This is a genomic window from Paenibacillus sp. GCM10028914, assembly GCF_042666275.1.
Classification (GTDB): domain Bacteria; phylum Bacillota; class Bacilli; order Paenibacillales; family Paenibacillaceae; genus Paenibacillus_AQ.
Genome location: NZ_JBHTFO010000008.1, coordinates 94,997 through 114,676, shown reverse-complemented (window position 1 = coordinate 114,676; position 19,680 = coordinate 94,997). Strand labels below are relative to the sequence as shown.

Genomic DNA, 19,680 nt, shown 5'->3' with positions numbered 1-19,680 from the left:
AGTTCACATGGAAGAACGTGTCCGCTTGCGGTGCTGAATCCAGGTTTGGACCCCCATGAGAAACCATTCAATGAGATGATATAATACAGCGATAGACAGGGCTACAAGTAGTCCATGAATAGGCATGCCAGGAATGACCAAAGAGATAAAGTATAGGATGCATGTATCGGCTATTACAGTGATGAATTGCTTGGTGTACACAGACGCGTCCCGCCGCAGCCATAACCGCAGTAGAGCAATGCTTAAGGGATGCACCAGGCTCTCGAACAAGAGAAAGCCAATCAGCACAGCGAGAGAGAAGCTAAGCAGGTTCTGGTCTAAGAAGAGGGCATACAGAACAGAGAATAGAGCAATGGGCACAATAATAAGTGTGGACAGGGCTGGGATGAGCCAAAGTTTCATTCGCATGGGCACGGGTTTCTCACCGTCTCGATGGGATATATAATTGAGGATCAGGTTTAAGATCCCGAACAAAAATATCAACACGAAGAAGGCTAGTATAAGCTGAATTGCATTCATACAAGTACCTCCTAAACTTAATGCTACTAAGAATTATACTCTGACATTACCAGAGGGAGCATTATTTGTCAGTTACTTTTGGAATGTCGTACTAAGGAATCCGGATTATTCCGGGAAATAATTTAAATGAGGTGGAACGTTTGCCGAACTTTCAAGAACTGGGCATTGACGAACAATGGGTACGGACGTTAAAAGAACAAGGAATTACCGTGCCGACACCGGTACAGCAGGAGAGCATACCGCTGTTGCTGGATGGAAAGGACGTCATTGCCCGTGCACGCACCGGGACAGGCAAAACACTTGCTTTTTTGCTGCCGATTTTGCAGCGCATTGACCCGAAACGCGCATATCCACAAGCATTGATTGTGGCTCCGACGCGTGAACTTGCTATACAAATAACGGAGGAAGCAAGAAAGCTTACTTCCAATACAGAAGTGAAAATATTGGCTGTATATGGTGGTCAGGATGTAGAGAAACAACTCCGGAAGCTGGAGGGTGGACGCCATCTGATCATTGGTACGCCAGGAAGACTTCTGGATCACCTGCGCCGTGGTACACTTGAGCTGGGTGGCGTAAAACAATTGGTCCTGGATGAGGCTGACCAAATGCTTCATATGGGATTTCTGGATGAAGTGGAGGCTGTAATTGCAGCACTTCCATATCGCCGCCAGACGATGCTCTTCTCAGCGACGATGCCTACGGGTGTTAAACAGCTCGCAGGTAACTATATGAATCAGCCGGAAGACATCGTTATTAAAGGCTCTTCCCCGATACCACTGGAACAGATTAAACAAATTGTTGTTGAGTGCACCGATCGATCGAAGCAGGATGCACTGCGTAGTATGATTGAACAGCATCGTCCATATTTGGCGATTATATTCTGCCGTACGAAACGCCGAGCCTCAACTTTAAATGAAGCATTGCTGGCCCACGGTTATCAATCGGACGAGCTCCACGGCGATTTGTCTCAGGCGAAACGGGAAGCAGTCATGAAACGATTCCGCGAAGCGAAGCTTCAGCTTCTCGTTGCAACCGACGTCGCTGCACGGGGATTGGATGTTGAAGGAGTCACTCATGTATTTAACTATGATATCCCACATGATGTGGAAAGTTATATTCACCGAATCGGACGGACGGGCCGTGCTGGAGGCAACGGGGTTGCTGTGACGTTTGCTTCACCAAGAGATCGCGGTGAACTGGAGCGGATCGAACATGGCATATCCTTGCGTCTGAAACGTACGAAATGGGATGGTCCAGCTGGTGAATTGCGCGAATCATCGGGCCCTAGCAATTTAGGTGAGGGAAGATCGCGTAGAACAGCATCTGGATCGTCACGTGATCGAGACCGTTCAACATCAGAACGGAGCGGCAGCCGTAATGGGCGTAATCGAGATATTTCCGCACAGCGCGATCAGGACCGGAGAGAAGGACGGAGACGTCCGGAATCTGGAGGGCGCGGTGGAAATGCGGGCCGTTCACAAGAAGGATGGAGCGGCCGGAGTGAAGGATCGGCTGGTACTGGAAGCGCACGAAAGAGCAAAGATAGCCGTAGACAGGACACCCGCCAGAATGCTAGATCTGGTGGCATGAATCAAGGTACTGGCGGAACTCGCGGTCAAGGCGGCCAGAACAGCTGGAGCCAAGGCGGAACAGGATCAGGTCGTAAGGCACAAGATGGGTCAGGCAAAGGTAGAGCTTCTGGCGGACGTGGAACGAGTGGGCCAAGACAGGGTGGTTCTGATAAACGGCAAAGCGGCGGAAGACGTGGGCGGAACCGTTAATCCATAGCGGGATACAGAAAATTTCATTGATTCAAGCTTATTGGGGCAGGTTAAGTACAATACGTTACCATAGTCAATAATTAGGAGGCGTTATCATGTCTGAACATAATCATGTAGTGAAGAAAAATGGCGATTTGGATATGAGCAAAGTGGATGACGCAATAAGCCGAATTGACGAAGGGGAAAGGGATCGAATCTTAAGTAATTTCGATTCTTTCAAATCATATTTACATCAACGTATTCAACTTGCTCAAAGCATTGGATTGAATGAGGAACAGCTGGCACAAACTGCCGAGAAGGTGGCAGGTTATCTGGCAGCGAATGAAGAACCTCGCAACAGTGAAGAGAAGTTATTGCAGGAGCTGTGGAAAGTCGGCACACAGGAGGAGCAGCATAAGCTTGCTCATATGCTTGTCAAGTTGGCTCAAAGTGGAACTGCACAGTAAGAGATGCGTTTACCAAGCCTTCTCCGACTCGGTTTCGGAGGAGGTTTTTTTAGGAATTACTTCCTTGTATCTTACATAACTACTACATTAAAAGGAGGATATCATTATGACCATTTATGAAATGAAAGCAGCAGATTCGGCAGACAATAATGTTTCTTTAGAGAAGTACAAAGGTAAGGTTTTACTTATTGCTAACACGGCGAGCAAATGCGGTTTAACTCCTCAATACGGAGAACTACAGAAGCTTTATGACCAATATAAAGATCAGGGACTTGAAATCCTTGGATTTCCTTGTAATCAGTTTGGTGCACAAGAGCCAGGGACAAGTGAGGAGGCCGCTTCATTTTGCCAGATTAATTACGGAGTGACCTTTCCGGTATTCGCTAAAATAGATGTTAATGGTGACAATGCTCACTCGCTGTTTAAATACCTGAAGAAAGAGCAACCAGGTGATACACCAGATGGAGACATTGTATGGAATTTTACGAAGTTTCTTGTTGATCGTGATGGTAAGGTAGTTAAGCGATTTGAACCAAAAGAAGCGCCGGAGACAATGAAGCAGTCGATTGAATCGTTACTTGGGTAAACGCATTTTCATTGGACAACTCATCTCCCATAGAATAACCACCGAATGTAGGCTTCATGCCTTTTTCGGTGGTTATTTTTGTACATGCAGATGTTTAGCATTGTCTCTACGGGGCATCATTATGCTTCACAATTAAGCTAGCCAATGCCTGTTCAATCGGGGTGTTCCCCCGTACAAGATCGAAGGATTGGTTCTCCGTGTGAGGGATTGATAGCGCAAGTACAGCCGCTTGCGCCACATCACCGCGGGAGATATGACCGGATTGCTCCAGTCGAGGTGCAGCTTCAACGAAGCCGGTCGGTTCATCATCTGTTAGTCCTCCAGGTCTAATGATCGTATGAGTCAGCGTGCTTTCCTCTAAGACCATTTCCGCTTGACGTTTAGCTATTAGATAAGGCTTGATATGCGGCATGCTGTCAGGGTTATTCGTCCCCATGGAACTAATCATGATGAAGCGATCAATACCTTCCAGCACACATTGCTCGATGAGGCGGACAGTTCCCACATGGTCCACTTCTTCAGGATCATGGTCTATACCGGCGCCTGCTGCACAGATGACCGCATCAACTCTGCGGAGTCCCTCAGAGAAAGATTCCGTCAAATCTCCAAGCACGCCACTGGCTCCTACATCCTCTAATATTTTCTTATGCTCGTCTTGCCGGACGAGACCTATCACTTCATAGCCATTCTGGACTAGAAGCTTAACGATCTTATGCCCTGTCCGTCCATTAGCTCCAGCAACAAATACGGTCTTCATATGAAACACCTCCTCAATTTCATTACCCTGTACATGTATGTTCAAAAAGCTTTTCTCCACCATCTCAAGAACATTAATCACAATATAATTGTGAAAATGTGAACAAAGTATCAACATTGGCTACTTCCCCTTGCAATGTGATATTTATCACAATATAATAAGAACATGAAACAAATAAGTGAATGTTTTCACATTCATGCGTTCAACAAGCATGATTCTGTAGCAAAACGATCATATTAAACAAATACAGTCCCACCCCGAGGAGGAACCATCATGAAAGTAGCAGTCATCGGATGTACCCATGCAGGAACGGCAGCCATTGTAAACACAGCGAATCTTTATCCTGACGCAGAGATAACCGTGTATGAACGTAATGATAATATTTCCTTTTTATCCTGCGGTATTGCTCTTTATGTAGGTGGCGTTGTGAAGGATTCAGACGGATTGTTCTATTCGTCGCCGGAGAAGCTAGCTGAGCTTGGAGTAAACACCAAGATGCTTCATGAAGTTGTATCGGTAGATACGGAACAGAAGACGTTACAGGTCCGGAATATCGAGACGGGTGAAATTTTCGAGGATACATTTGATAAATTAATTGTGACGACCGGTTCTTGGCCGATTGTACCTAAGCTGGATGGAATTGATCTAGACAATATCTTGCTCTCCAAGAACTACAACCATTCCAATACAATCATTGAAAAAGCACAGCACGCTAAGCATATTACCGTCGTAGGTGCTGGTTATATCGGTGTTGAATTAGTGGAAGCTTTTCAGGAGAACGGCAAGCAGGTGACCCTGATCGATAGTGAGGATCGAATTCTTAATAAGTATCTGGATGGAGAGTTCAGCGATAAGATTGAAGAAGCATTCCGGGAAAAAGGTATTGAGCTTGCACTGGGTCAGACGGTGAAATCATTCCAAGGTCAAGATGGAAAAGTCAGCCGTGTGATCACAGATAAAGGAGAGATCGAAACCGATCTGGTGATTCTGTGTATCGGTTTCCGCCCGAATACAGAGCTGCTGAAAGATCAGGTCGATATGCTTCCGAACGGAGCTATTATCGTAGACAAATATATGCAGACTAGCAAGAAAGATGTGTACGCCGCTGGAGACAGCTGTTCAGTGCACTATAACCCAACAGGGAAGAATACGTATATTCCGCTTGCCACCAATGCAGTTCGCATGGGAACTCTCGTGGCTCGGAACCTTGTGCGGCCGACTACAGAGTATTTGGGAACCCAAGGGACCTCAGGTCTGAAAATATACAATTTGAACATTGCTTCAACAGGACTAACGGAAGGGGCATGTGTGGATGAGAATTTAGACGTGGATACGGTCACGATTACCGATCATTACCGTCCTGAATTCATGCCGACTTCTGAATCCGTAACCTTGAAGGTTGTATTTGAAAAAGCTAGCCGCCGCATGGTGGGGGCTCAAATCATCTCAGAAGCAGACTTAACTCAATCGATGAATACCATTTCGGTTTGTATTCAAAATCGCATGACCATCGATCAGCTGGCATTTGTTGATTTCTTCTTCCAGCCGCATTACAACAAGCCTTGGAACTTCCTCAACTCGGCTGGACTTGCAGCATTGCCTGAAATCGCGATACAACAACCCAGTCACACTTAAGTATTGACATATAAAGTTGTTATTCATCATAAGATGTCATCATGTTCCATTCAAGCCTCCCTGAAGGGGGGCTTTTTTTGTTTTTTGGCAGGAATATGGAAGGATATGGCGAATTTATCTAGACTATAGATAAAAACTGAGATGGAGGGATGTGTGGCGATGACTATACGTAAAATGATCATTATAACTGCCGCAATATGCGGATTAGTATTAACAGCGGCATGTTCGAACGATAAAGAACAAGAACCTGCTAAGGAGGCTGCGCCTGCGACTGTGGAACAGCCTGAGGTTGTGGTAGAGTCTACGACACTAGGACAGGATGATCAGAATGATGAGAATAAGTCCGACGAGACAGATGCTATCATAAGTGAAGTTACCTCAACAACAGTACAAGCCCCTTCGGATCAACCGGCAGCGATTGGTGAATGGCTGAACTATCACGGGATGATTGTTAAGGTCAATTCTGTCCGGGATTCAGAGGGTGATGATTATTTAAAACCGCAGGAAGGGAATGTCCTGAAGGTGCTTGATATTACGGTGGTGAACACGGGTGATAAGGAGCTGGTCGTATCATCAGCTCTCTCGTTTAGTCTGTCTGATGACAGTGGTGAGGCACATATGCCTGTAGTGACTTCAGATATTAAGCAGAGCCTTGATGGTATGGTTGCACCGAACCAGGTGCTTCAGGGAGAAATCCCTTATGAAGTGAGTAAGAATGCTAAAGATCTGAAACTGACCTTCTCGATTCCGCTGATGGAAGGAGAAGCAGTTTGGACGATTGAATAAAGATGCTCTATATAAGATAGATATAAATTGTTTATCAATGGACCATTCCAGCACGAATTTGTGCATGTGGAATGGTCCTTTTATGTTTTGATATGGTAAAGAGGGGATGCACTAAACAACATAAAAGTGACATAGTTTACGTTCCAAAGTTAGTGTCTGCGTTACAATTGATAAGAAGCGAATGTTAAACATATTTTTGCGCTAGTAACTACAATGAATGGATTAAAGGGGAGAAGGGCATGGCATTTTATAAGCCTCAGCAGATTGCAGAAATTACGGTGGAGAATGGCGTCAAAAAGGCACACAATCCACTGATGACTGTACTGATCCTTGGATTTTTAGCAGGAGCATTTATTGCGCTCGGGTTTTTGCTTGATATACGTGTTATAGCGGGTGCACCCCAAGAGTGGGGGGGGATTGCCGGTTTTATTGGAGCTGCTGTGTTTCCGGTTGGACTTATTCTAGTGCTGCTGGCCGGTGGTGAGCTGTTAACAGGCAATATGATGGCCGTATCACTCGCTAAAGTGGCTAAACGTATTACATGGGGAGAAGCCTTTAAGAATCTGACACTTATTACCTTGAGCAACTTTGTCGGTGCGATATTTGTTGCCTATTTTTTTGGTCATGTGGTAGGTTTGACGAGTAGTGGTGTGTATCTCGACAAAGTGGTGGATATGGCAGCACATAAGATTGATGACAGCTTTCTGCAAGCGTTTGTCTCGGGGATTGGGTGCAACTGGCTTGTTGCATTAGCTGTGTGGCTTTCATATGGATCTGACTCCATGAGCGGCAAAATCCTTGGAATTTGGTTCCCAACAATGGCTTTTGTTGCGATTGGATTTCAGCACGTTGTGGCGAACATGTTCTTAATTCCTGCAGCTATTTTTGAAGGATATTTCAGTTGGGGAGAATATTTCATGAACTTTATTCCCGTCTGGCTTGGTAATATGACCGGTGGAGCGGTATTCGTAGCGCTGGCTTACTGGGCTGTTTATTTGAAGGATGGGAAATCTGAGGCGAAAACTCAGCTGGCTGAAGCACCTGCTTATACGCCTAATACAGGGGGAACTTATGCCTCCGAAATGACGAAGAAGCACGCTTAACCCACGATATTTACAATAGAATATTAAATCAACAAATTAGCCATGCCAGGTTTCGGGGGAAGAAACGCGGCATGGCTAATTTTATGGGAGTGGTCCATGATACGGCAAGAAGAGAAAGGGTCTGGGTTCCTCCTCGTTGCTCTTATTACGAACTTACCCGGCTTCCTGTAGGTTGAAACATATTAGCGATGAATTTGTTTAGGTGAAAATAATCATCTATAAATTAACTTTACTGAAAACCGTTCCCGCTTTAAGATTAAGAAATCGTTGCAGCCAAGTTCAAGGAGGGAAAACGGAATGATACATGAGGAGAATGGCGTATTCCCGGCGGTATGTCCGCTGGATTGCCCAGATACTTGCGGCCTTCTGCTGCATAAAGAGAACGGGAAAATTGTAAAGGTGGCCGGAAATCCAGAGCATCCTGTTACGAAAGGAGCAATTTGTAACAAGGTACGGAATATGGCTGAGAGGGTATACCATCCAGAACGTCTGTTGTATCCTCTGCGACGGATTGGTCCGAAGGGTGAAGTTGCTTTTGAACGGATTAGCTGGGACGAAGCGATTCGTGAGATTACAGAACGGTTTAAGGCTTTGACCCATGAATACGGGTCTGAAAGTATTTTGCCATATAGCTTCTATGGAAACATGGGTGTGCTTAGTGTAGACGGAATGGATCGGCGTTTCTTCAACGCACTCGGCTCAAGCAAGCTGAAGCAGAGCATCTGCAACTCAGCGGGCACGAAAGGCTGGACATCGGTGATGGGCTTTAATGGAGGGACTATCCCGGAAGAGACGATCCAAGCCGATTTGATCATCGTATGGGGTGCCAACATCGTCAGTACGAATATGCACCAAGTGGTCCTGGCGGAGAAAGCCCGGAAAAATGGCGCTAAGGTAGTTGTTATTGATGTACACCGTAACCAGACCGGACAATGGGCGGATTGGTTCATACCGCTTCATCCAGGAACGGATGCAGCGCTTGCAGTTGGTTTGATGCATATTTTGTTCCGTGATGGTTTAGTGAACGAGTCTTTTATGAAGCAATATACGGTGGGGTATGAAGAATTAAGGGAGCATGTAAAAGAGTATACTCCTGAATATGTATCGACTGTTACGGGTATTCCGGTAGAGGAGATTGAAACACTAGCCCATATGTATGGGCATGCGGAAGCTGCGTATATTCATATCGGAAACGGACTACAGCATCATGATAATGGGGGCATGTCTGTGCGAAGCATTGCCTGTCTTCCGGCACTTACGGGTCATTGGCTAAAATCAGGCGGCGGCGCATCCAAATCGAATGGCGGATATAACAGCATGAATGGCGAAGCGTTAGAGCGTCCTGATTTGCGTCCAAATCCTGATGCCCGCACAATTAATATGAACCGGATTGGCGAAGCACTGGCTATGGTAGATAAACCAATTAAAGGGTTGTTTGTGTACTGCAGTAACCCGCTCGTGGTGGCGCCGGATACGGAGCGTGTGCGTGCCGGATTTGAACGGGAAGACCTCTTTACCGTCGTTCATGATTTGTTTATGACAGATACGGCTAAATATGCAGATATCGTGCTGCCTGCAACATCTTCTTTTGAGAATACCGATGTATTCGCATCGTATTGGCATCAATATATTCAATTGCAAGAGCCGGTTATTCCCGCCATTGGCGAGAGTAAGAGCAATGTGGAGTTGTTCTCTCTTCTCGGACAAGCTATGGGTTTTAATGAGGCGGCATTCGGAGAAAGTGAAGAGGATATGATCGCCCGGGCGCTGGACTATCCTGATAATCCATATTTAAATGGAGTGACACTAAGCGCTTTGAAGGAGCAGCGCCATGTGAAGCTGGATATGTCGCCGTATCTTACTTTTTTAGATAACTTGCCAACGCCATCGGGACGAATTGAATTGTATTCAGCTGCGTTAGAAAGAGCAGGGCTTCCCCCTCTGCCTACGTATGTGCCATTAATCGAAGGATATGACGGCATCCGGCGCGGTCGAGGAAATAAATACCCGCTGATGTTTATTTCACCGCCGAATCATAACTTCCTTAACTCTACCTTCGCTAACGTGGCGAAGCATCAGAAGCTGGAGAAAGAGCCTTTACTACAAATTCATCCGGAGGATGCAGCAGAGCGAAGTATTGAAGACGGAATGTGGGTAACTGTATATAATGATCGCGGTACATACGAGGTGCGTGCTAAGGTAACCGATAAAATGCTGCCAGGTACCGTGGTAAGCCAAGGTTTATGGTGGGAAGGTGAGGGGCGAAAGCAACGTGCAAATGCGCTAACCTCCGACCGATTGTCTGATCTCGGAGAGGGCGCAACCTTCTTTTCGACGGTGGTTGAAGTAGAAACTTGTTGAGTATTGTTGTAATAGATCAAAAGGCTGTCCTAAAAAGGTCGAAAAGACCTAAGGGCAGCCTTTTGATATTTAAAAAATTCAATAATTATAACTTTTTCCCGCCGAAGTATAAAAAATCGGCGTTTTATTATATAGTTTCAATAATTTCCCAAAGGTAGAATGATAATAAGTCAATTGCAAGCGGTTACGAAACGTGTGAGGAAGCGTATTCAGAGAACCGATGCGTATAATATCATTTTTCACGGGAGGAAGAAGATGCCACGAGCTACAGCGGAACAGCAACAACCACCGATTTCCCGGCAGCCAAAGGTACATAGCGAAAGTTTCTTTAGGCGTTTAATGAAGCAATGGGATGTTCAACTCATGGTAATTCCAGGAGTTATCTTAATTTTCATCTTTGCGTATTTGCCGATGTACGGTGTAATAACCGGATTTATGGATTACAACCTTTTTACAGGTTCAAGAATCTTTGACAATCCTTGGGTTGGTTTTAAACACTTCGAAGCCTTTTTTAACGCTCCAGAGTTCGAAAGGATTTTACGCAATACCATTGTAATTAGTTTGTTGAAATTTTGCATCGGATTTCCAGCGCCAATCATTCTGGCACTTTTATTAAATGAAGTTCGCCATATGTTCTTTAAGAGAGCTGTTCAGACGCTTACCTATTTGCCTCACTTCTTGTCTTGGGTAATCGTTGCTGGGTTCACAACCGCGATGCTCTCTACTGAAAACGGTAGTATTAATATGCTGCTGCAGAGTGTTGGAGCCATTGATGAACCGATCAACTTCCTTTCTATGAAGGAATACTTCTGGACAATCTTGATTTCGGCTAACGTATGGAAGGAAATTGGGTTTAACTCTATCGTATACTTGGCTGCAATTGCCAGCATAGACCCGGCTCTTTATGAGGCCGCAGATATTGATGGAGCCAGTAAGACGAAACAAATCTATTTAATTACGCTGCCTTCGATTATGCCTGTTGTTATTATCTTCATGATTCTTGCGATCGGTAACTTGCTTAATGCTGGATTCGAGGACATCTTGCTGTTAGCATCAAATCCTGTTTTAAGGCCGGTATCCGATGTTGTTGATGTTTACGTCTACCGAGTAGGTTTAGGCTCACATCGATACTCTTATGGGGTTGCAATCGGATTGTTTAAAGCGGTTATTAGTGTAATGCTTCTGACCATTGCGAACTATCTGGCAAGAAGATCTGGTAATAGCTTATGGTAAGAATCTGTAGTATTCAGGAGGTTCAGCATGTTAAAGAGAATTAGTGCTACTGACAAAGTCATGCTTATTTGTATATATGTATTCCTTGCTTTACTTTCCTTTTCTGCGCTCTATCCGTTCTGGAATGCGGTGGCAGTATCTCTCAACGTAGGAGTTGATACTGCTAAAGGGGGTATCACCTTCTGGCCGAGAGAATTTACGCTTGAAAACTACAGTATCATTTTGCAGGACGATCGGTTGCTTACAGGATTCTTCATCTCGATTAGCCGTGTGGTAGTCGGAACGATAACTTCGATCTTCATGACTGCGATTTTGGCATTCGGAATGACTAGAACTTACTTGATCGGACGCAATTTTTATATGGTATTTTTCGTCTTCACCATGTACTTTAGCGGAGGATTGATTCCGACGTATCTCTTGAACCGTTCACTCGGACTGATGGATAGCTTTCTAGTATTTATTATTCCAGCTTTGATCAGTGTATGGAATATGATTATCTTCCGAACATTTTTTAAAGGATTGCCAGCTGGCTTAGAGGAATCAGCAAGCATTGATGGCTGTAGCAACTGGGGCATATTCTTCCGGATCATACTTCCTTTGTCCGGTCCGGTTATTGCAACACTATCTTTGTTTACAGCCGTTGGTCACTGGAACGAGTGGTTTTTAGCAAGTATCTATATTAATGATAGTAGTTTGATGCCAATCCAGACGATCCTGAGACAAACCTTGAATGCGAATATTGTAACAAGTCAAGCTGCAGTACTTGATAGTGCTTCTGTTTCACTCATGGAGAGTAAAAAACAGATTACATCCAAGTCGCTTACCATGGCGATGATGATCGTGGTAACATTACCGATCGTTCTCGTATATCCTTTCGTGCAGAAGTATTTCGTGAAAGGCGTGCTAGTAGGCTCGCTGAAAGAGTAGTTTAACAACGGTTTAGGGCGAATAGCTTTGAACATATATATTTTTAGAATGAGAGGGGTTAAGGGAATGAGAAAGACAAGAAAGTCTTTGCTGTTACTCGTATCTTTAATTATGATACTGGCTACAGTTCTAGCAGGATGTGGAGGCAGCAAAAGTGCTGAGACTCCAGCTCCAACACCAACACCACCAGCGAGTGAGGGTGCTGAGAAGACAGATCCTCCTCCAGCAGAGGAGAACGACGGTAAATGGGTACTTGGTGAAAAGCCACTCAACTTCTCCATTTATTCTCACTACAACGATATCGACTTCCCTAAGTGGGAAAGCACTCCACTCGGTAAATATTTGGCTGAGAAGCAAGTAACGCTTGAAGTGATTGCGGCTAATGGAGCGGCTCAACAGAAACTTAGTTCCATGATGGCTTCAGACAGTCTGCCAGACGTAATTTGGGGTGGGCGTAATGACCCGGATGTTGAAAGACTTTATAAAGAAGGAAAATTGGTAGCTTTCGATCCTTACTTAGATAAGTATCCTAACCTGAAGACATGGATGACAGATTTGGACCTCCTTCGCCATGATGACGGAAAGATCTACATGTTCCCTAACTGGTATTCATCCAATCCTTTCGGTAATGCAGGTTATGTTGTGAATAAGAAAATCTATGAAGAGCTAGGTTCTCCTAAGCTTGAAACAACAGATGATTTGTACGCATATCTTGTAAAAGTTAAAGAAAAGTATGGCGATTCAATCATTCCATTTGAGCCAGCTCGTGGAGAAGAAAGACAAGGTCTTGGTGTGTTATACACTGCATTTGGAGAGGGAGCAAGCTACACGAACCTTAATGCCAACTTGCTTTCAGTTCCAAAGGATGGAAAGTTGACATCACTGCTTATGGATCCAGTATTCCGTGAAGCTCAGAAATATATTGCTAAACTTTACAGAGAGAAGCTTATCTCTCAAGATACATTCAGCCAAACGAAGGACATGGTTCTTGAAAAAGTAATGGCTGGTAGAGTGGCTGTCCATGCATCATCTAGTCCATTGGAAATGGCAGATCCAGCACATCGCGAAATGATCAAAGAAGATCCGAACTCTGGTTACTTCGTAATTAAGCCTATTCATAAGCCTGGTCTGGATCAAAGTAAGGTTTATCCAGGTACTTACACAAGCTTTGGATGGAATGCTGCATATATCACAACAGCTGCCGAAGACCCTGAAGCAGTCTTCGCATTCCTTGACTGGATGACAGGTCCAGAAGGTATGAACGTACAATTCTTCGGTCCTGAGGGTGGTAACTGGCAAGGATTTGATGAGAACGGTCAGCCGAACTTCACAGAGAATTATAATCCTGAAGAAGTAGCGAAAATTGCAGCTGATAATACCGCAGTTCAGATTGTAGGTAATACCAGCTACATTGACCCTTCGAAATACAAATACATGGCACAACTTCCGTTTGAAGAGCAAGACTGGACAGTACGTTATCAGCAGACGATCACTTGGCCGAGCCAATTGAATGTTACAGAGTTCAATAACATCGATCCAGATCCAGAATCAGATCTGGGAGTTGTTAAAACATCTGTAAACGAACTTTTCCTTGAAATCTATGCGAAGTCCGTAATGGCGAAGAGTGATGAAGAGGTTGACAAAATTCTTGATCAAGGTAACAAGGATTTGATGAGCCTCGGGTATCAAGATCTTCTTGACTATCGTACTGAGAAATGGCAGGCAAATCTCGCGAAAATGAAATAATTTATCCAATCGAATAATAGGAATGAACCATCCCAAAGAGTCCTCTGGATCTTTGGGATGGTTCTGTTTCATCATAAATCTTTCTGACATTGTATCTGATAGAGCCATTTGTATAGTATGATAATAATGTCTTGATAAGGGTAATTTTTACAAACGCCTAGGGGGAATTCCATGTACAAGGTGCTACTGGTTGATGATGAAGAGCTTGATCTGGAAGGAATGAAACGGTTCATTCCGTGGTCTGAGCTCGGCATGGAAGTTAAAGGGAGTGTTAACAATGCAGTGACAGCTTGTGAGGTTCTAGAGGCTGAATCTATTGATATTTTAGTCAGTGATGTTAACATGCCCTATATGTCAGGACTTGAGCTAGCGCGTATTGCATTAGAACGTAAACCTAACATCCGGATCATATTCGTCAGTGGATACCAAGAGTTTAGTTACGTGCAGGAAGCGTTGTCCTTGAAGGCGTACAGCTACGTACTGAAACCGATGAATGATAAAGAACTGATATCGTCCTTACTTAAGGTGAAACGTGATTTAGATGAAGAAAGAAAGCAGCGTGAGGTGGAGACCGCCTATCATGAGATGATTCCCATCGTCAAAAGTGATTTTCTTATACGCTTGCTTGAACAAGAGGAGACAGAAGAAACCCTGTCCATAATGAGTATTTCTTATGAATTCGAGCAGATGAATTGGCCGATTCGCGTCGTTGTTATGGAGCTCGATAATTTGTCATGGAGACAAGCGGGGGGACTTTCTTCGCAACGGGAAATGACAGGAATGTTTTTGCAGTATATCCATGAAGCAATCTCCTCACACGGGCCGGTTCCTTATTGCAAGCTGTCTCCGCATCGTATTGCGATGCTTCTAGAGGACAGCGTTACCAACCAGACTGTGAATCTATTAACGAGCGCAGTCCAGAAACGAATGACATCATCCTCGTTTACGACAGGAATTGGTGAGCCTGTACATTCGTTAGGTGAGCTTCAATTATCTTATAGACAGGCAGTAGAAGCTGTTGAGGGTAAGATGTTTCTTGGCAAGGGAAGTATTATCCGGTTCGAGGATGTGAGTACTGAGCCCGGGATGCTTGATGCGAGAATGCTGGATGAACGGATGAATATACTTATAAAAGCGATAGAGGAATACCAACTCGTCCAAATCTGTGATGAATTGGAGAACTTATTCGGTTCGATTCGAAGTTTGCGTTCTCGGTTTACCGTTCATAATATGTCCAACTATATCATTTGGAAGCTGGATCAATATTTAAACAGTAGAAACGAAGATTTGTTTGAATTGCTAGGGATGGAAATTCATCATCTGGATATTTTGATGCAATTTGAAACGGTAAGTGATATTCGCTCTTGGTTTATTTACCGAATATTCGAAATTTCTGAAAGATTATATGAGAAGTCCAATTCAAAGGATGGAAAGTTTATTCGAAATGTCATCCAAACGATGAAAGAGAGAATGAGTGAGAATATAACGATAAAAGATATTGCTCAACATTTTTCCTTCTCACCTAGCCATATAGGTTTTTTGATCAAAGAGAAGTCGGGGAGTACATTTAACGAGCTGCTTGTACAACTTCGCATGGAAAAAGCCTGTGAGCTATTAAAGCAGCCAGGTATAAAAATTTATGAAGTAGCCGATCAGGTAGGATATCGTTATCTTCCATATTTCAGTAGGCAATTCAAAGAGAAATTCGGTATGACACCTATGGAATTTCGAAAGAGAGAGTTAGAATGAACACACGCTGGATTCCATCGATGAGAGGAAATCACAAGAAACTGGGGTATATACCAATCGGGTACAAGCTGATGCTAACCTTTATGGTATTTATAATACTCTTGGTTTCTGTTAACTTCTATATATCGCACTCCATGTACGATGACACGATGCGGAAACAGACTCAGGTAAATATCCAGGGAACCTTGAAACAGATCAGAGATAATGTAGCTTATAAAGTGGATGATATCGTTCAGACGTCTGCGACATTGTATGATGATGCTACATTAGTTCAGAGTGTCCGCAGGAATTTGTCAGCCTTCGATAATCAAGATCGTATGAATAAAGTTATTTTTCCGAAATTGGACAGTGCGGTAAAAGCTGTAGGACTTAATTTGAGGTTATCTGTCTATTTTCATAATCAAACATTGCATGAGAGATATAAGAATTGGCGCGGAGAAAACAGCCAGGAGTTCAATGAACAAACCTCTGACATTTATTATATGAAACATATTTCTAATAAGTTTTGGTATTTTACGTTACCGGAAGAAAAGTATAATGAGACCATGGTTTGGAGGCAGGTAGAAGAGGACGAGCGGGATGGGCGGATCTCAATGATTCGACGAATTGTCGACATGGAAAACCCGGTTGAAATCAAAGAACTAGGAATTATGCGGTTCAGTGTTCGTTTATCTGAATTATTTGATAGTGTTGATTACACGAAGCTTGGCAATGGAAGTGTGTTATCGGTTCTGGATCCCTTTGGGAATGTCGTGTTTACTTCGGGGCAAATGACTGAAGACAATATTGAGAAACAAGCCAAGGTGAATAAATATGGCTCATCAGAATACGACAAACTGAATTATTTAACCATCGAGGAAGATTTACCGCAGAAGAATTGGAAGATTGTCGCACAAGTTCCAATGAATATTATTGACCAAGAAGCACAGCGAGTTCGAACTGCTTTTATTATTATCTGTATAATTTGCGTAATCATGTTTGCTTATGCGGGATATCTGATCTCTCAATCTTTATCCAAGCGAATCTTGAAGATTGTTGGAGTGCTTAATGCTTTTCGAGAAGGAGATTTGCATAAACGAATTGCTTATCGTGGAAAAGGGGAATTCCCTCAAATCGCCAATGCATTAAATGCGATGGGGGAGGATATCGAAGCTTTAATTAAAGAGGTATACTTGACCCAGCTTCAAAAAAAGGAAGCAGAGCTTGAAATGCTGCAGTCTCAGATCAATCCTCATTTTTTATACAATACATTATCATCGATTAACCAGCTCGCTAAATTTGGTGAGACCGAGAAGCTGCAGGATATGGTTGTACAGCTGGCACAGTTTTATCGTCTTACCTTGAATTCAGGCAGAACGATGATTCCAATTGCGGCAGAGATCGAGCAAGCGGATGCGTATTTGGAAATCCAAAAGGTGAAGTATGGCCAGCGGATGGAAGTAACCTATGACATTGACGTGGATATCTGGCCTTATGAAACAGTAAAGCTTATTTTGCAGCCTTTTATTGAGAATGTGCTTAAACATGCTTGGAGTGGGGATCGCATTCATATTCGAGTTGTAGTTAAAAAGATAGGCGACGATATTATATATCGGATCATTGATGATGGTTTGGGTATGAAGCAGGAACGAATTCAAGAGATATTCGATCCTCAAGACAATACGCATATGGGCTGCGGTATTCGAAATATTGATCAACGGGTCAAGCTGCATTACGGAAACGAGTACGGTGTATCTATTTTTAGTCGAGTCGGGATTGGTACCTCTGTTCAAATTCGTATACCTGCAAGAGAGAGAAAGTTAACCACACGAAATAGTAGAGTATAAGAGTCAGAGTGTAGGATTGCTTGTGATTTTTCCATTATTAAGGTGAAGCGTCACTGAATGTGCTTGCTTGAGAAGCTGAATTGAGTAATACTGTATGTCGAGACTATGGCCACATTTTTCATATGCGAACAAGTAGAAACGCTCTTTCGCCATGTTGAGGTGGATGAAGATGCCGTTTCTACTTTCTTGTGCGTATTTTTCTAAAATGATGGATATAAGGTTTTTAGTAGAAACGGATTAACATCCCGGTTAGGGGTGGAGACCGTTTTTTCTTAATTTTTACGAGAATACGGGAGAGACAGATGAAATTTTTACAACAGTATCCTAAGGAAGTAAGGGGTTTTCTCGTAGCGAGCCTTGTGAATTCCGCCGGCGGAGCACTTATGTGGCCGCTGACAACGATGTATGTGTTCGAAGAGCTTGGCCGGAATATGCAGGATGCAGGACTGGTTATACTGCTCCAGTCAATGGGGGGCATAGCCGGACAGCTGCTCGGTGGAGCGATGTATCACCGTATCGGAGTGAAAAGATTGATTGTCGGTTCACTGGTGCTGAATGCACTGGGACTGTTCTCACTACCGTTTATCAATGGCTTTTGGCCCATTTTGCTCCCAATGATGTTATTTATCGGATTTTGTAATGCGGTATCTTTACCGGCAATTCAGGCTTTTATTGGCTTCCGCTTTGCAGATCGGCGCGGAGAATTGTTTAATGTCATTTATGTTGCTAACAATATCGGAATTGCGCTCGGGACAGCGATGAGTGGCTTCTTGGCCGAAATCTCATATCACCTCAGCTTTGTGGCGAACGGTATAACATCATTAGGATTTGCGTTTTTCTTTCTGATCTATCTGACACGAATCAACGAATCAGAAAGCCAAGAACAGGAAGATCATCATCCGAAAGTGAAGGGTCCTTCACCTGCTGGACCTGGCGCATGGGCACTTCTCGGTAATATCCGGATCTATTTATTCATGGGCTTTGGATCACTCTTTATGTGGTTCGGTGTTTCGGTGTGGAATACGGGGGTATCACCTTTTATTATTTCAGAGGGAATGTCCAAGACAGCCTTCAGTTATTTGTGGACGATTAACGGAATTCTGATTTTTGTAGCTCAGCCGTTGACTACGCTGATCAAACGGTGGTTTGCTCGTACGGATACCGCTCAGTTGACGACCAGTGCGATTTTCTATATGGCTGCTTACATGGTCATTGTTCTAATGAACAACTATCCAGGCTTTGTCTTGGCTATGGTGCTTGCGACACTTGGTGAAATGTTAATTTCACCAGCCATCCCCGCATTTATTGCGGACCGTGCTGGGAATTCCGCTCCGTTCTACATTGGAGTGGCAGGAGGTATGGGCGCAGCTGGCCGGGTTATCGGTCCATACGCCATGGGAACGTTATATGATGGTGGCGGTTTGACGCCAGTAGCTTGGCTTGCTGTTGGCACGGCTGTCATGTCGTTCATATCATTCATTATCCATGCAAGGCTTAGCAAGAGCATTCCACTGCACGAGAATATCAGTGCTTAAAGGGACAGGCATATCGATAAGCAGGAGGCTGAATATTCGGCCTCCTGCTTTTTTACAAAATCTGAACGTTAAGAATAAGCTGATGGTATACTTATAAATATGAATGTTATCGAAAAAGAGGGATGCAGCGATGAGTACAAGTCAACAAATCTTGACGATCCGATTTTCCGAAATGAAGGACGCCGCTCAGCTCATGGAACTGGATGAACTGGTGTGGGACAAGTACACGGCACCCGAGCCGCTGCATTGGACTTCAAGGGATAACTACCTGCTGCATTGTCCTCCAGGCTCCCAGCTTGTAGCTGTCAGCGGAGAGGAAGTATGCGGATATGTCGGATTTCGTGAACCGACAGGGCTTGAAAGTAACAGCCATGTGTACGAGTTAAGTATCGCGATTCACCCTTCTCATCAGCGGAATGGGCTTGGCTACCGTCTTTTACAGGCGGTAAAGGAAATGGCGAGTCTTGAGGATAAGACTAAGCTCAGGTTGAGGGTGCTTTCCAGTAATCCAGGTGCAATCGCATTTTATAAGGCATGTGGATTTCATGAGGAAGGTCGGCTCGTGCGGGAGTTTTTTGTGGATGGACGTTATGTGGATGATATACAAATGAGTTATTTCTTATAAGACTTTTACTTGAATGAGGGGGCCCGGCAGATGCCGGGCCTTTTCGTGACGATGTCCATTCCGCT

General features: G+C 44.0%; 16 protein-coding genes. 14 read left to right on the top strand and 2 right to left on the bottom strand.

The window, feature by feature from the left end; all coding sequences use genetic code 11:
* Positions 1–3 precede the first annotated feature (3 nt).
* Positions 4–519: a hypothetical protein gene (locus ACFQV5_RS07025; protein WP_379245041.1), complete on the bottom strand. Its 516-nt coding sequence runs from the start codon at positions 517–519 to the stop codon at positions 4–6.
* A gap of 140 nt (positions 520–659) precedes the next feature.
* On the opposite strand from ACFQV5_RS07025, the gene ACFQV5_RS07020 reads away from it, so the two are divergent.
* From ACFQV5_RS07020 to ACFQV5_RS07010, 3 genes are all read left to right on the top strand, one after another.
* Entirely contained in the window at positions 660–2,300 is a 1,641-nt protein-coding gene (locus ACFQV5_RS07020; RefSeq protein ID WP_379245039.1) for a DEAD/DEAH box helicase, read from the top strand.
* 95 nt (positions 2,301–2,395) lie between these two features.
* Complete coding sequence (locus ACFQV5_RS07015; RefSeq protein WP_379245037.1) at positions 2,396–2,746, top strand: DUF3243 domain-containing protein; 351 nt, start codon at positions 2,396–2,398, stop codon at positions 2,744–2,746.
* A gap of 106 nt (positions 2,747–2,852) precedes the next feature.
* A complete protein-coding gene (locus tag ACFQV5_RS07010) occupies positions 2,853–3,332 on the top strand; it encodes a glutathione peroxidase (protein ID WP_379245035.1) in 480 nt (159 codons plus the stop codon).
* Positions 3,333–3,438: 106 nt separating this feature from the next.
* On the opposite strand, the gene ACFQV5_RS07005 is transcribed toward ACFQV5_RS07010, so the two are convergent.
* Positions 3,439–4,089 carry an SDR family oxidoreductase gene (locus ACFQV5_RS07005; protein WP_379245033.1) on the bottom strand — a complete coding sequence of 217 codons (651 nt, stop codon included), beginning with the start codon at positions 4,087–4,089 and terminating at the stop codon, positions 3,439–3,441.
* Positions 4,090–4,362: 273 nt separating this feature from the next.
* On the opposite strand from ACFQV5_RS07005, the gene ACFQV5_RS07000 reads away from it, so the two are divergent.
* The 11 genes from ACFQV5_RS07000 to ACFQV5_RS06950 all read left to right on the top strand — a co-directional run bounded on the left by ACFQV5_RS07000 (position 4,363) and on the right by ACFQV5_RS06950 (position 19,615).
* On the top strand, positions 4,363–5,724 hold the full coding sequence (locus ACFQV5_RS07000; protein WP_379245031.1) for an FAD-dependent oxidoreductase: 1,362 nt from the start codon (positions 4,363–4,365) through the stop codon (positions 5,722–5,724).
* Between the two features lie 159 nt (positions 5,725–5,883).
* Positions 5,884–6,510, top strand: coding sequence for a DUF4352 domain-containing protein (locus ACFQV5_RS06995; RefSeq protein WP_379245029.1), 627 nt, complete (start codon positions 5,884–5,886; stop codon positions 6,508–6,510).
* A gap of 239 nt (positions 6,511–6,749) precedes the next feature.
* Positions 6,750–7,613, top strand: a complete 864-nt coding sequence (locus ACFQV5_RS06990) for a formate/nitrite transporter family protein (RefSeq protein ID WP_379245027.1) — start codon at positions 6,750–6,752, stop codon at positions 7,611–7,613.
* A gap of 297 nt (positions 7,614–7,910) precedes the next feature.
* Positions 7,911–9,974 (top strand): molybdopterin-containing oxidoreductase family protein, encoded by a 2,064-nt coding sequence (locus tag ACFQV5_RS06985; protein ID WP_379245025.1) that lies wholly within the window; start codon positions 7,911–7,913, stop codon positions 9,972–9,974.
* 339 nt (positions 9,975–10,313) lie between these two features.
* Positions 10,314–11,207, top strand: a complete 894-nt coding sequence (locus ACFQV5_RS06980; protein ID WP_379245676.1) for an ABC transporter permease — start codon at positions 10,314–10,316, stop codon at positions 11,205–11,207.
* A 27-nt stretch (positions 11,208–11,234) separates the two neighbouring features.
* Complete coding sequence (locus tag ACFQV5_RS06975; RefSeq protein WP_379245023.1) at positions 11,235–12,134, top strand: carbohydrate ABC transporter permease; 900 nt, start codon at positions 11,235–11,237, stop codon at positions 12,132–12,134.
* A 66-nt stretch (positions 12,135–12,200) separates the two neighbouring features.
* Positions 12,201–13,880 (top strand): extracellular solute-binding protein, encoded by a 1,680-nt coding sequence (locus ACFQV5_RS06970; RefSeq protein WP_379245021.1) that lies wholly within the window; start codon positions 12,201–12,203, stop codon positions 13,878–13,880.
* 171 nt (positions 13,881–14,051) lie between these two features.
* Positions 14,052–15,629 (top strand): response regulator, encoded by a 1,578-nt coding sequence (locus ACFQV5_RS06965; RefSeq protein ID WP_379245019.1) that lies wholly within the window; start codon positions 14,052–14,054, stop codon positions 15,627–15,629.
* Positions 15,626–17,455, top strand: a complete 1,830-nt coding sequence (locus tag ACFQV5_RS06960; protein ID WP_379245017.1) for a cache domain-containing sensor histidine kinase — start codon at positions 15,626–15,628, stop codon at positions 17,453–17,455. Before ACFQV5_RS06965 ends, ACFQV5_RS06960 begins: the two co-directional genes overlap by 4 nt.
* A 302-nt stretch (positions 17,456–17,757) precedes the next feature.
* Positions 17,758–18,990: an MFS transporter gene (locus ACFQV5_RS06955; protein ID WP_379245015.1), complete on the top strand. Its 1,233-nt coding sequence runs from the start codon at positions 17,758–17,760 to the stop codon at positions 18,988–18,990.
* Between the two features lie 130 nt (positions 18,991–19,120).
* Positions 19,121–19,615 (top strand): GNAT family N-acetyltransferase, encoded by a 495-nt coding sequence (locus ACFQV5_RS06950; protein ID WP_379245013.1) that lies wholly within the window; start codon positions 19,121–19,123, stop codon positions 19,613–19,615.
* The last annotated feature ends 65 nt before the right edge of the window (positions 19,616–19,680 follow it).

Bases quoted from the DNA above. Each gene is read 5' to 3' on its own strand.
- ACFQV5_RS07025 (WP_379245041.1), bottom strand. From the start codon at position 519: ATGAATGCAATTCAGCTTATACTAGCCTTCTTCGTGTTGATATTTTTG.
- ACFQV5_RS07015 (WP_379245037.1), top strand. From the start codon at position 2,396: ATGTCTGAACATAATCATGTAGTGAAGAAAAATGGCGATTTGGATATG.
- ACFQV5_RS07010 (WP_379245035.1), top strand. From the start codon at position 2,853: ATGACCATTTATGAAATGAAAGCAGCAGATTCGGCAGACAATAATGTT.
- ACFQV5_RS07005 (WP_379245033.1), bottom strand. From the start codon at position 4,089: ATGAAGACCGTATTTGTTGCTGGAGCTAATGGACGGACAGGGCATAAG.
- ACFQV5_RS07000 (WP_379245031.1), top strand. From the start codon at position 4,363: ATGAAAGTAGCAGTCATCGGATGTACCCATGCAGGAACGGCAGCCATT.
- ACFQV5_RS06995 (WP_379245029.1), top strand. From the start codon at position 5,884: ATGACTATACGTAAAATGATCATTATAACTGCCGCAATATGCGGATTA.
- ACFQV5_RS06990 (WP_379245027.1), top strand. From the start codon at position 6,750: ATGGCATTTTATAAGCCTCAGCAGATTGCAGAAATTACGGTGGAGAAT.
- ACFQV5_RS06985 (WP_379245025.1), top strand. From the start codon at position 7,911: ATGATACATGAGGAGAATGGCGTATTCCCGGCGGTATGTCCGCTGGAT.
- ACFQV5_RS06980 (WP_379245676.1), top strand. From the start codon at position 10,314: ATGAAGCAATGGGATGTTCAACTCATGGTAATTCCAGGAGTTATCTTA.
- ACFQV5_RS06975 (WP_379245023.1), top strand. From the start codon at position 11,235: ATGTTAAAGAGAATTAGTGCTACTGACAAAGTCATGCTTATTTGTATA.
- ACFQV5_RS06970 (WP_379245021.1), top strand. From the start codon at position 12,201: ATGAGAAAGACAAGAAAGTCTTTGCTGTTACTCGTATCTTTAATTATG.
- ACFQV5_RS06965 (WP_379245019.1), top strand. From the start codon at position 14,052: ATGTACAAGGTGCTACTGGTTGATGATGAAGAGCTTGATCTGGAAGGA.
- ACFQV5_RS06960 (WP_379245017.1), top strand. From the start codon at position 15,626: ATGAACACACGCTGGATTCCATCGATGAGAGGAAATCACAAGAAACTG.
- ACFQV5_RS06955 (WP_379245015.1), top strand. From the start codon at position 17,758: ATGAAATTTTTACAACAGTATCCTAAGGAAGTAAGGGGTTTTCTCGTA.
- ACFQV5_RS06950 (WP_379245013.1), top strand. From the start codon at position 19,121: ATGAGTACAAGTCAACAAATCTTGACGATCCGATTTTCCGAAATGAAG.